The organism is Pseudomonas sp. PS02302 (assembly GCF_029959585.1).
Lineage (GTDB): Bacteria > Pseudomonadota > Gammaproteobacteria > Pseudomonadales > Pseudomonadaceae > Chryseomonas > Chryseomonas aestiva.
The window spans coordinates 1-12,299 of record NZ_JASCON010000118.1; the positions used below are offsets into that span (position 1 = coordinate 1).

Genomic DNA, 12,299 nt, shown 5'->3' on the forward strand with positions numbered 1-12,299 from the left:
GCTATCGCCTGACACCCAGGCGATAGCGGCGACTGCCCGTTGTCCGGCTGGCGCACCTAGCGCGCCGGTCCCAATACCTCTTCGGCGATATCCAGCAGCGCCCGCAGCCTGTCCATGTGGCGCAGGTCCTGGTGATAGCCCACCCAGATATCCCGTGACGGAGGACTGCCGAAGCTTTCGATGAGCTGCAGTCCTGGCGTCGCATCGCCGAGCGGGCGAGGCAGCACGGCAACCCCCAGTCCCCGGCGGCACATCTGCGCCTGAACGGTTCGACTGGTACTGGTGAAGGCGCGTTGCGCTCCCGGCAGCCGATCGAGCAACCAGGCGACATCGGGAAAGTGCGCTTGCGCGCTGTTCATGAGGATCAGCCCGACCGCGGCCGTATCCTCCTGCACGGCCAGCGCCGTCTCGGCGGAGCCATAGAGGCCATAGGGCATCCTCAGGAAACGGCGCTGCACGATATCCGGTTCGCTGAAGGGCACCAGGCGAAAGGCCACGTCCGCATCGCGGCGGGAGAGATCCAGCAGTCGATAGCTGGCAATGACCTCGGGTACCACGGCAGGGTGCCGCCGGGTGAGGTCGGCCAGGACCGGCGCCAGAACATAGCCGGCAAACCAGTCCGCCGAAGAGATTCGCAGGATGCCCTCCAGGCGCTGGTGGTTACCGGCCAGACGCCGCTCCATGGCCAGGGCCGAGGCTTCCATGGACTCGGCCAGGGCGAATACGGCATCTCCCGAATTCGTGAGGATCAGGCCCTCGCGAGTGCGCCTTAGCAGCGCCTGTCCGGCTTCATCCTCGAGCGTTTTGATCCGTCGACCTACCGTCGGGTGGCTGATGCCCAAGGCTCGCGCGGCCGCGCCATAGGATCCGCCGCGGGCGACGGCCAGAAAGATCCGTACATCGCTCCACTCCATGGCGCACCTGCGTTCAAAAATGAACATTAAATATGCAGGAAAGGCAGTCCCCAAACAATATCGTAAGGGCGACCATGGCGGCTCACATCGACTCGGATACGTTGGATTCAGCCAGGGATGTTCGAACTGGCTCCATGCAGGTGAGCAGCTATGGGCAGATTGCTGGATAGGGTTGCGATTGTAACGGGCGCCTCCAAGGGCATCGGCGCGGGTATTGCCCGGCAACTGGCGGCGGACGGCGCCAGGGTCGTCATCAGCTATGCGTCCGACAAGGACGGGGCGGACGCCGTCCTCGCCGACATCGAGGCAGCAGGGGGTACGGCTATCGCGCTACGCGCCGATGTCCGCCAACGGACCGATATGGAGGCCTTGGTAAAGGCGGCCCTCGAACACTTCGGTCGCCTGGATATCCTGGTGAACAATTCCGGCGTCTATCAGTTCGCCAGGATCGAAGACACCACGGTAGAGCTGTATCGGCTGCAATTCGACATCAATGTGCTCGGACCCTTGCAGCTCATAGGCGCCGCCAGTCCCTATCTGGGCGCCGGCAGCAGCATCATCAACATCAGCTCGAACGTCACCAGCGTCTTGCCGGCGGAAAGCGCCGTCTACAGCGGTACCAAGGGCGCGCTCGATGCGATCACGGGGGTGCTCGCCCGCGAGCTGGGCCCGCGTGGGATCCGCGTGAATGCCGTCAATCCTGGCCTCATCGAAACCGAGGGCACCCGGACCGCCGGCGCCCTGGGCGCGGAATTCCAGGCCTGGAACGAGGCCCGTACCCCACTCGGCCGTATCGGCCAGGTACGGGATATCGCCCCCATCGTCGCCTTTCTGGCGTCCGACGATGCCGGCTGGGTGACCGGCGAATTCCTCTTCGGCTCCGGCGGCATGCGCTAGACCAGGCGGTTGCCTGCGCCGCTTGCTGACGCCCCTGCCAGCTCTCGTCGCGCTTTTCGAGAAATCGCTGCACCTACAGGTCGCGGGCCGGCAACGCCTGCGCGGATCAGTATGCAGCCCGATTAACGGTAAACGTCCATGAACTCATCCCTGAACAAGGTCCAGCCCGACAGCCGTCGCTGGTTCGCGCTGGGCGTGCTGCTGATCGGTACGCTACTGCCACCGCTCGACTTCTTCATCGTCAACGTGGCGCTCCCGGTGATTCGTCGCGACTTCGCTACCACGTCGGATCTGGCGCAACTGGTGGTCTCCGTCTATGCGACGGCTTATGCGGTCACCCTGATCCTGGGCGGGCGGCTGGGCGACATGTTCGGCCGCAAGCGTGTCTACCTCGGCGGCATGCTGGGCTTCGGTATCGCCTCGGCACTATGCGGGGTCGCGCCAACGCCAGCCATGCTGATTGCCGGGCGGCTGCTGCAGGGCGTGGCGGCTGCCATCATGGCGCCGCAGTCCATGGCCCTGATCCATGCGACCTTCCCCGCGGAAGAGAAGAATCGGGCGCTCGGCCTGTACGGCGCGACCTTCGGACTCGCCGCTGTGCTGGGCCAGCTCTTGAGTGGGGTGCTGATAGAGGCCAATCCCTTCGGATTGGGCTGGCGCAGCATCTTCCTCATCAATCTTCCCGTCATTCTCTGCGCCCTGCCGGCCGCGCTGGTCGTGCTGCGCGAGAGCCGGGCCCGGCAACCGGGCCGGCTGGATGTCATGGGCGCCGGCCTGCTCGCGGCTGGGCTGTTGGCGCTGGTCGTACCCCTGGTCGAGGGGCCACGACTGCATTGGCCCTGGTGGTCGCTGCCCCTGCTCATCGTCAGTGGCGGATTGCTGATCGCCTTCTGGCGCTACGAGCAGCGCAAGGAAGCGGCCGGCGAGACGCCCCTGGTGCTGCCTTCCCTGCTCACCGCCTCCCGGCTCAGACGCACCCTGCTGGCGACCTTTCTGTTCTATGCCCTGGCGCCTTTCTTTCTCATCTTCGCCGTCTACCAGCAGGCCGGTCTGGGTCACGGAGCCCTGGCTGCGGGTTGGGCGATCCTGCCCCTGGGGATCGGATTCCTCTGCGGGCCCCTGTGCAGTCCGCATCTTGCCCAACGGCTGGGCGCACGCACCGCCGCCCTTGGCATGGCCCTGGAGGTCCTGGGCCTGATGTTGGCGGCCGCGCTGGCGGGCTTGCCCAGCTGGCTGCCGGTGCCGCTGCTGTTGATCGGCCTGGGGCAGGGCATAGCGCTTCCGGCCCTGGTGAGAATGAACGCGGATCAGGTGGCACCGAGCCTGGCCGGACTCGCCGCCGGCTTGATGAATGCCACCTTGCAGATCAGCGCCGCCCTCGCGGTAGCGCTCATCGGTGGCCTGTTTTTCGCCCTCGCCCCCGATGGCGCTGGCGGGAAAGCGGTGCAGGTCGCCTTTTCCGTTGCCGCCCTGACGATGGGCGGTGCCTTGGCGCTGGCGGCCGTTTTGAGCTGGCCTAGCGCCCCGACGACCGCCTCGCGCGGGGCCTGTGACGCAGAGTGAACAGCGCTTTTCACGGCGCGAGGAGAACAGCATGAGAAAGACCTGGCTCATTACCGGCTGCTCGAGCGGTCTTGGCGGCCATATCGCCGCAACGGCCGCTGCGCGTGGCGACCGCATCGTGGCAACGGCTCGCGATCCCGCCGTACTGCAACCCCTGGCTCGGCAATTTCCGGAGAACCTGAGGGCCGTGCCGCTGGATGTCACCGACCCCCTGTCGGTGGCTGCCGCGCTTGCCTTTGCAGAGCGGGAGTTCGGTGGTCTGGATGTCCTGGTGAACAACGCCGGGATAGGCTTCATCGGTGCCGTGGAGGAGGCCGAGCCCAGCGAATACCGGCCGGTATTCGAGGTGAATGTATTCGGTCTGATCGAAACGACCCGCCTGGCGTTGCCTCTCCTGCGTCGGCGCGGCGGCGGTCGTATCGTCAACCTGTCATCCGGGGCAGGGCTCTCGGGAGGACCGGGTTCCGGCTACTACAGCGCGAGCAAGTTTGCGGTCGAGGGATTTTCCGAGTCGCTGGCCAGGGAAGTGGCGCCCTTCGGAATCCGCGTGACCATCGTCGAGCCCGGGCCGTTTCGCACCGATTTTCTCGGGCGCTCCATCGCCATGGCGAACCAGGTGATCCCCGCCTATGCCGACACGGCCGGGCGCCGGCGTGCCTACCGGGACAGCAATGACGGCAAACAGGCGGGAGATCCGCGAAAGGCTGCCGCGGTGATAGTGCAGGCCGTCATGGCGCCCGAGCCGCCCTTGCATCTGCCGCTTGGACCGGTCGCCTACGACATCGCGGAACGCAAGTCGCAGGCGCTGCGCGCTGACATGGCGGCCTGGCGCGACCTCGCCCTGCATACCGACTTCGACTGATCGATCCTGGCGGGGCTGCGATGCCCGTGGCCCCGCCCCTTCCACCCACCTCGCGGATCATCTCGATCCCTATGCCCACCCCGCACGAGCGGCACGCTCAGTGCGGTGAGGTGCCAGGGCCGTTTTGCCTGGTGAGTGGATTCCTTGCTCGGCAAGCGTCCTTGCCGTTCCGTAAATGAACACCGCTGGAGTGCTCCATGAGTCATACCTTCCCGGATGCGACTGCCGGCCACTGGCTGCAACGCTACTATTTCATCAGGGCTGCGGTTTCGCTGCTGTGGATCGCGCTGGCGCTCGTCATCGGCCATGAGCAGGGGTGGGCGGGGCCGCTGTTGCTCGTCCTCTACCCTGCCTGGGATGCCCTGGCGAACGTTCTGGATGCCCGCCAGAGCGGCGGGCTGCGGCACAACGTTGCGCAGCGGCTCAACGCCGTCGTCAGTCTGGGCGTCGCCGTGGCGATAGGGCTGGCATTGACGTTCGGCCTGGGCGCCGCGATCGGGGTGTTCGGGGTCTGGGCCCTGGCCGCTGGGCTTTTCCAGCTGGTCGTGGCGGTACGGCGCTGGCGGACGTCCGCTGGCCAGTGGGCGATGATCCTGAGTGGCGCTCAATCCGCCCTGGCGGGTGGCTTCTTCGTCAAGCAGGCGACTGACGGAGTCCCGCTGGATGTTTCCAGCGTGACGCCTTATGTGGCTTTCGGTGCCTGCTACTTCATGGTCTCGGCGGCTTGGCTGGCGGTAGCGAGATGGCGGCGGAGCGCGGTCGGCAAGCGAGCCTGAGGTGGATTGACGCCCTGGTGGGCGTCGATCCAGGCGGCGGCGAAGGACTCAGCCGTAGCGCTTGAACGCCTCGATGGCCAGGCCGTTGCCGATGTTGCCGAAGCGGTCGCCGTCCACCAGGCGGGCGCCGGGGAAGCGTCTGGCCAGGGCCTGGCGCAGTGCCGGGATGCCGCTGGAGCCGCCGGTGAAGAACAGGCTGTTGACCCGCGCGGGATCGAGGTCGGCGCGGGCCAGCAGGTCGTCCACGCCGCGGCTCAGGCGTTCCAGTTGCAGGGCGATGGCGGCGTCGAACAGTGGCCGCTCCAGATCCGCGGCCAGGCCGGTCTCGATGCGATCCAGGCGCAGGGTGCGGCGCCAGTCGTCGGTCAGGGCGATCTTGGCGTCTTCCACCTGGATCGCCAGCCAGTGGCCGGCGCGCTGTTCGATGAGCTTGAACAGCCGATCCATGCAGCGGGTGTCCTGGGCGTCGTATCTCATGTCGCGCAGGCCCAACACGCTCTTCTTGGCGTAGACGGCGTTGATGGTGTGCCAGGTCGCCAGGTTGATGTAGTGGCTGGTGGGCATGGTGGCGCCGCTCTTCATGGCGCTGCCGTAGCCCAGCAGCGGCATCACCCCTTCCAGACTCAGCTGGCGGTCGAAGTCGGTGCCGCCGACGTGCACGCCGCCGGTGGCGAGGATGTCGCCGGCGCGGTCGGCCAGGTTGCGGCGCTCCGGCGCCAGGCGCACCAGGGAAAAGTCCGAGGTACCGCCGCCGATATCGACGATCAGCACCAGCTCTTCGCGCTCGATGCTGCGCTCGTAGTCGAAGGCGGCGGCAAGGGGTTCGAACTGGAAGGAGATGTCGCTGAAGCCCACCTGGCGCGCCACCGCGGCCAGGGTGTTCTCGGCCTCCTGATCGGCGACCGGGTCGTCATCGACGAAATGCACCGGACGGCCCAGCACCACGGCGTCGAAGGGGCGATCGGCCTGCTGTTCGGCGCGCTGCTTGAGGGTGCCGAGAAACAGGCCGAGCACCTCGGTGAAGGGCAGGGCACTGCCCAGGATGCTGGTCTCGCCCTTGAGCAGGTTGGAGCCGAGCAGGCTCTTGAGCGAGCGCAGCAGACGCCCCTCATAGCCTTCCAGGTATTCGTGCAGCGCCTGGCGGCCATAGGCCGGGCGGCGCTCCTCGGCATTGAAGAAGATCACCGAGGGCAGGGTGGCCTTGCCTTCTTCGAGGGCCAGCAGGACCTCGCCGGAAGGCCTGAGCCAGCCAGCGGTGGAGTTGGAGGTGCCGAAGTCGAGGCCCAGGGCGCGGGCGGGTAGAGCAGCAGACATGTCAGGATCCGTAACGCGAGCAGCCGCGCAGTTTAGCCGAGACACGCGTGCAGGCGAACCCTGGCCGGATGCCAGCAGGGTTGGTCGGTGTCTTTCAGGCCTGTGGCGAGTGCAGGCGAGCGATGGCGTCAGCCCTTGCGCGAGCGGTCGCGCGGCTCTTCCAGCGTGCAGACATCATCCTGGCAACGCCGACTGCCCTCCGGATGCGGCAGCCAGGTCAGGCCTGGGCGCAGCTTGAGGAACAGGCGATAGCCCACTTCCAGCAGCGGCCGCAATGGCCGCCAGCCCAGCGGCCGCGCCCAGTGACCGAGGCCGGCGGTGCGCCAGCTCCAGTAGGTGGCGTCCAGGCCCTTGAACCAGCGGCCATCGGCATCCCGGGCATGCAGCAGGTCGAGCATGGCCTGGCGCGGCGGGGCATCGACCGGCGCCTGCGCGGGGTAGTCCGGCGCGGCCAGGTCCACCAGCTGCAGTTGGCCGGGGTCGGCATGGCGGCGCAGCCAGGCGATCTCGCGAGCGCACAGCGGACAGGCGCCGTCGTGAAAGAGGGTCAGGGGCAGACGAGGTGCGTGCATCGTGATTTTTCCAGGGGGCTTGCCTATCTGGACCGGCAGGCAGGGCGGCCGTTGCGCTTTCCGCCGAACGGTAAGCGCAACGGCCTCTCGTGGCGAGTCGGAATCAGAGACGCCGGATCACGGCATGGTAAGCAATCTGATAGCGAGGTCGGTATGGATCTGGGAATCAAGGGGCGCGTTGCCCTCATCACGGGTGCCAGCGGTGGCATGGGTCTGGCCACGGCGAAGCTGCTGGCCGAGGAGGGTGTCAAGCTGGTGCTCTCCGATCTGGAGCAGGGCAAGCTGGAAGAGGCGGCCAAGGGCCTGCCGGGCGATACGCTGCTGATCGCCGCCGACATGACCGACCAGGCGGCGGTGGACCAACTGGTGGAGCAGGGCGAGGCCCGCTTTGGCCAGATCGACATCGTGGTGCACACCGCCGGTGTGACCGGCGCCAAGGGCGATCCCCTGGAACTGGCCGATGCCGACTACGAGGAAGCCTGGGCCACCGACTTCTTTTCCGCCGTGCGCGTTGGCCGCGCCGCCATCCCGCGCATGCGCCAGCGCGGCTGGGGTCGCTTCGTCTGCATCACCTCGGAAAACGCCGTCCAGCCCTATTGGGAAGAGGCCGTCTACAACGTGGCCAAGGCCGCCCTGGCCGCCTTCATCAAGAACCTGTCGTACAAGGAAGCGGCCCACGGCGTGCTGTGCAATACCGTGTCGCCGGCCTTCATCGAGACCGGCATGACCGACGGCATGATGGAAAAGCGTGCCAAGGAAAAGGGTGTCTCCTTCGAGGAAGCCATCGAAAGCTTCCTCGACGAAGAGCGGCCCGGCATCGTGCAGAAGCGCCGCGGCAAGGTGGAAGAGGTGGCCGCGGCCATCGCCCTGCTGGTGTCCGAGCGCGGCTCCTTCATCAACGGCAGCAACCTGCGCGTGGATGGTGGCTCGGTCCAGGCGGTGCAAAACTGAGGTTAAAAAGTGCCTGCGCTGGGTGATGCTGCGTTAAAAACCAGCTGGATCGCCAGTCCGATCGGAATGCTCCTTTACTATTTGTAAAGTCGTTTGCGAGCCCGGTCCGCTTCCTCGCTGGTTTTTGCCTTGCCTGACCGTCACTCGGCGACTTTTTAGCAAATCCTTGTCAAGGCTGACGGGGCGGCTCCTCGGCCGTCCCGTTTTCCTGCTGGCGGCGCACCGCTTCTTCCAGCGGAATGAATTCCACCTGGCGGTCCTTGACCACAGGCGGCAGGGTGATGCCCATGGAGACATAGATGCTGGTGAACATGTCGACGCCCATGTCCGCCGGCTTCACCCAGTCCACCGGGACATAGAGCAGCCCGCCACCCACGGGTACCGGTGCCGAGGGCACCAGCACGGCGTGATAGTGGCGACCCTCGATGTCGATCACCGCCGGATTGGGCAGCAACGCCAGCACCGCCACGCCCTTGCCCCCAAAGAAGCACCACACCGGACTCATGGCGCGGATGTCCGCCCCACCTTCCTTGCGGTCGAGCAACTCGACGAAGCGCTCGGCCAGGCCATAGAGCTTGCCCACCACCGGAATGCGCCGAAAGGTCATGTCGGCGAACCAGCCCAGTGGCCGGCGCAGCCCCAGCTTGACCGCCAGGCCCAGCGGATAGAGCAGCACCAGGAGCAGCAAGGTGCCGAGGCCATAGGCCGCCAGGGAATTGCCGACGAAGGGATGACCGACCGCCACGAACAACCGGCCCAGGGTGGTGTTGGGTCCGATCAGGCCATTGAGGAAACTGACGATCCAGCCGATCAGCGCCAGGGTCAGCACCAGCGGCAGGAGCAGCAGCAGACCGGCCAGCCAGGTGGAGACGATGCTTTCGATACCGCGGCGAACGAAGGGCATGCAAGAACTCGACGGCTAAAGCGCCATTCTATACGGGCCAGGCGCACCCAGCGTCGGCGCGGGCCGACTTTCTGAGCGCGCCTTCCTTACAGCCAGCGACGATAGAAGGCGGCTTCCTGTTCCAGGGCGTCCGCCTGGTTGACCGCCCGGCGAAAGCCATGGCCCTCGTCGGGATAGCGCCTGACCACCACCGGTATGCCGCGTGCCTCCAGGGCCGCGGCCATGGCATCGGTCTGGGCGGGGACCACCACGGCGTCCTTGAGGCCCTGCAGGAAGATCACCGGCGCCTGGATGCCCTCGGCATGCAGCAGCGGCGTCCGGGCCTCGTAGCGCGCGCGGTCGGCCTCGGGATCGCCGATCAGCCAGTCCAGGTAGTCGGCCTCGAACTTGTGGGTGACTTTGGCCAGCGCCAGGGGATCGCTGACGCCATAGAGGCTGGCGCCGGCGCGAAAGACGTCGCGGAAGGCCAGGGCGCAGAGCACCGTATAGCCGCCGGCGCTGCCGCCGCGGATAAAGGCGCGCGCCGGGTCCGCCAGGCCCTGGGCGCCCAGATAGGCGACCACCGCACAGGCATCCTCGACGTCCACCTCGCCCCAGCGCAGGTGCAGCGCCTGGCGGTAGGCCCGACCGTGGCCGCTGCTGCCGCGATAGTTGAGATCGGCCACGGCGAAGCCCTGGCGGACCCAGAACTGGATGCGCGCATCGAACACCGGATAGGTGCAGGAGGTGGGTCCGCCATGGATGCTGACCAGCAGCGGCGGCGGACCCTCGCCCTGCCGTTCCGGCAGATAGAGAAAGCCCTGGGCCTGGCCGTCGCCACTGGGATAGCTCAGCGACCGGGGCGCGACGATGGCGCTGTCGCCGAGGGGCGCGACGCCGCCGGTGACGATCTCCACCGCACCAGTCCGGCGATCGATGGCCAGTACCGCCGACGGGCGTGTGGGCGCCGCGGCGATGCAGTAGCAATGGCGCTCGTCCAGGGCCAGGCCACGGAAACGGCTGAAGTCTGTGGCCAGGTGGCGGGTCTCGCCCGCGGCCCGGCGCTCGCCAAGCACGCCGAAGCCGTCTTCCTGCCAGGTCGCCAGCCAGCCTTCCGCGGTCGGCAACCAGCTGCTACCGCCCAGCTGCCAGGGCGCCGCCGCATGATCCGCCGCGGGTGCCTGCTGGGGCGCGAAGCCCTCCGCGGACTCGCACCAGGGCTGCCACCAGCCCTGGCGATCGCTCAGCGCCCAGAGCCGCTGCTCGCTGTCGAACAGCGGTTGTTGCAGCGACTCGTCGGGATCGGCCGACACGACGGTGGGCACATCGGGGCGTCCTGCGGTATCCAGCGTCGCCGTCAGCAGCCGGGTGCGGGTCCAGGGCTGGTGGGGCCGGTCCCACTCGATCCAGGCCAGGCGGCGGCCGTCGGCGCTGGTGCGCGGTGCGGCGTAGAAGTCCGCGCCTTCGGCCAGCACCTGGCGCGCGCCACCGGCCCGCAAGGCGACCAGGCGATGCCGCGGCGGCTGCTCGCGGCGATCCTCCTCGACCGCCAGCACCTGCTGCCGGACGCCATCCCAGTGCAGATCGCCATAGCGCCAGGCCTCGCCCCCGGCCAGCCATACGGGCGCGTCGCCCTCTCGCGGCTGGCGATAGACCGCCTGGTCGGCTTCGTTGACGAACAGCGGTCCCTGGTCACCCAGGCAAAGGGCGCCGCCGCCGTATTCATAGACCTTGCTGCGCAGGCTGAAGCCCGCCGGCGTCAGGCACCGCGGCGCCGCACCGGTCTCGCGAACCCAGAGGCGAGTAGCGCCATCGGTGGGATCGTATTGGCTCCAGTAGAGGCCGCTGGCATCGACCTTGAGTTCGGCGAAGTCGATACCGGCGGCAACGGCCTGGGCCGGCGTGAGCGGGGTAGGGGCGGTCATGGCGACTCCAGAGAGGGACACAGCCGTCTAGCCTAGCAGGTGGGCGGGAAGGGCTGGGTGAGGGATACCACGCTGTTGGGCTTCGCTGCGCTCAGCCCAACCTAAGGGGCGTGCGCTGCCTTTCTCCCTCTCCCTTTGGAAGAGGGTTGGGGGGAGGATGCAGACCCGTTGAGCTTCGCTGCGCTCAACCCAACCTGCGGGACGTGCGCTGCCTTTCCCCCTCTCCCTTTGGGAGAGGGTTGGGGTGAGGGTGCAGACCGTTGGGCGTCGCTGCGCTCAACCCAACCTACGGGGCGTGCGCTGCCTTTCTCCCTCTCCCTCTGGGAGAGGGTTGGGGTGAGGGCGGCTGTATCTTTGGGCTTCGCTGCGCTCAGCCCAATCTACGGGGCGTGCGCTGCCTTTCTCCCTCTCCCTCTGGGAGAGGGTTGGGGTGGGGAGCAGTCCGTTCGGTGCCGGTGCTAGAACAGCCCCAGCTGCTCCCCCGGCGGGGCGAACTGGCTGCAATCCAGGCCTTCACCCTCGCGGCGCTCCAGGCCGAAGCGTCGGCGGGCCAGGCGAAAGCGCTGGGCCAGCAGATCGGCGAACTGGCCTTCGCCCTTCATGCGGATGCCGAAGCGACTGTCGTAGTTCTTCCCGCCACGCGACTGGCGGATCAGGCTCATCACATGGGCGGCGCGTTCGGGAAAGTGCGTCTGCAGCCATTCCTCGAACAACTCGACGATTTCCAGGGGTAGCCGCAACAGCGTATAGCCGGCCGAGCGGGCGCCGTGGTCGCGGGCCGCCTCCAGCAGGGCTTCCAGTTCATGGTCGTTGATCATCGGAATCATCGGCGCCAGCAGGGCACTCACCGGCACTCCGTGCTCGTGCAGCGTGCGCATGGCGCGCAGCCGGGCCTGAGGCGCCGCAGTGCGCGGTTCGAGGATGCGCTTGAGGTCGTCGTCCAGCGTGGTGAGGCTGAAGGCCACCCGTACCAGGTTGCGCTCGGCGAGCTGCACGAAGAGATCCAGGTCGCACAGGATCAGCGCACTCTTGGTGATGATCGTCACTGGATGGCGATAGCGCAGCAGGATCTCCAGTGCCTGACGGGTCAGCTGGTACTGCCGCTCGATGGGCTGGTAGCCGTCGGTATTGATACCCAGGGCGATGGGCTGCGGCTGATAGCCCGGCTTGCTCAGCTCCGCCTCCAGCCGCTCGGCCAGATTAGTCTTGGCGATCAGCTGGGTCTCGAAGTCGATACCGGGCGAGAGGTCCCAGTAGGCATGGGAGGGGCGGGCGAAACAGTAGATGCAGCCATGCTCGCAGCCGCGATAGGGATTCACCGAGCGATCGAAGCCGACATCCGGCGACTGGTTGCGGCTGATCACCGTCTTGGCCGTTTCCTGGCGCACGCGGGTGGTGAAGGTCAGCGGGGTGGCTTCCTCGTACCAGCCGTCGTGCTCGCTCTCGCTGCGGGTCGCGGCAAAGCGATTGTGCGGATTGCTGGCGGTGCCACGACCCCGTGGCGGGCGTTGGGGCTGGGTCATGAGCAGACCTCGGTAGCTGTATTTTTATACAGTATAAGGTCTGGTCGATCCGGGCAAGGGTGGGGGGGGCCCCCCCGGCGCCGCCCCCCCCCATAACTACACACCCCGCTCGGGGGTTT

The 12,299-nt window shown here is 67.2% G+C and carries 11 protein-coding genes; 5 read left to right on the forward strand and 6 right to left on the reverse strand.

Features of this window, described 5'->3' with window-relative positions; genetic code table 11:
- Positions 1-56: 56 nt before the first annotated feature.
- Positions 57-914 (reverse strand): LysR family transcriptional regulator, encoded by an 858-nt coding sequence (locus tag QMX82_RS24425; RefSeq protein ID WP_282288409.1) that lies wholly within the window; start codon positions 912-914, stop codon positions 57-59.
- A gap of 150 nt (positions 915-1,064) precedes the next feature.
- On the opposite strand from QMX82_RS24425, the gene QMX82_RS24430 reads away from it, so the two are divergent.
- From QMX82_RS24430 to QMX82_RS24445, 4 genes are all read left to right on the forward strand, one after another.
- Entirely contained in the window at positions 1,065-1,811 is a 747-nt protein-coding gene (locus QMX82_RS24430) for an SDR family NAD(P)-dependent oxidoreductase (RefSeq protein ID WP_282288410.1), read from the forward strand.
- A 138-nt stretch (positions 1,812-1,949) separates the two neighbouring features.
- Positions 1,950-3,374 (forward strand): MFS transporter, encoded by a 1,425-nt coding sequence (locus QMX82_RS24435; RefSeq protein ID WP_208694045.1) that lies wholly within the window; start codon positions 1,950-1,952, stop codon positions 3,372-3,374.
- Between the two features lie 31 nt (positions 3,375-3,405).
- Positions 3,406-4,236 (forward strand): oxidoreductase, encoded by an 831-nt coding sequence (locus tag QMX82_RS24440; protein WP_208694046.1) that lies wholly within the window; start codon positions 3,406-3,408, stop codon positions 4,234-4,236.
- Positions 4,237-4,433: 197 nt separating this feature from the next.
- Positions 4,434-5,012: a DUF308 domain-containing protein gene (locus tag QMX82_RS24445; protein WP_208694047.1), complete on the forward strand. Its 579-nt coding sequence runs from the start codon at positions 4,434-4,436 to the stop codon at positions 5,010-5,012.
- Between the two features lie 48 nt (positions 5,013-5,060).
- Here the strand turns inward: QMX82_RS24445 and QMX82_RS24450 are convergent, their stop codons facing one another.
- A complete protein-coding gene (locus tag QMX82_RS24450) occupies positions 5,061-6,326 on the reverse strand; it encodes an Hsp70 family protein (protein WP_282288411.1) in 1,266 nt (421 codons plus the stop codon).
- 128 nt (positions 6,327-6,454) lie between these two features.
- Positions 6,455-6,898 (reverse strand): thiol-disulfide oxidoreductase DCC family protein, encoded by a 444-nt coding sequence (locus QMX82_RS24455; protein WP_282288413.1) that lies wholly within the window; start codon positions 6,896-6,898, stop codon positions 6,455-6,457.
- 153 nt (positions 6,899-7,051) lie between these two features.
- Here QMX82_RS24455 and QMX82_RS24460 point away from each other — a divergent pair, with 153 nt between their 5' ends.
- Positions 7,052-7,849, forward strand: coding sequence for an SDR family NAD(P)-dependent oxidoreductase (locus QMX82_RS24460; RefSeq protein WP_187981120.1), 798 nt, complete (start codon positions 7,052-7,054; stop codon positions 7,847-7,849).
- Positions 7,850-8,018: 169 nt separating this feature from the next.
- Here QMX82_RS24460 and QMX82_RS24465 read toward each other — a convergent pair whose 3' ends face one another.
- From QMX82_RS24465 to QMX82_RS24475, 3 genes are all read right to left on the reverse strand, one after another.
- The gene (locus QMX82_RS24465; RefSeq protein WP_208694049.1) at positions 8,019-8,753 is read right to left on the reverse strand and encodes a DUF502 domain-containing protein; all 735 of its coding nucleotides are present in this window, start codon (positions 8,751-8,753) and stop codon (positions 8,019-8,021) included.
- An 86-nt stretch (positions 8,754-8,839) separates the two neighbouring features.
- A complete protein-coding gene (locus QMX82_RS24470) occupies positions 8,840-10,657 on the reverse strand; it encodes an alpha/beta hydrolase family protein (protein WP_282288417.1) in 1,818 nt (605 codons plus the stop codon).
- Positions 10,658-11,115: 458 nt separating this feature from the next.
- Entirely contained in the window at positions 11,116-12,180 is a 1,065-nt protein-coding gene (locus tag QMX82_RS24475; RefSeq protein ID WP_282288419.1) for a PA0069 family radical SAM protein, read from the reverse strand.
- Positions 12,181-12,299: the final 119 nt, after the last annotated feature.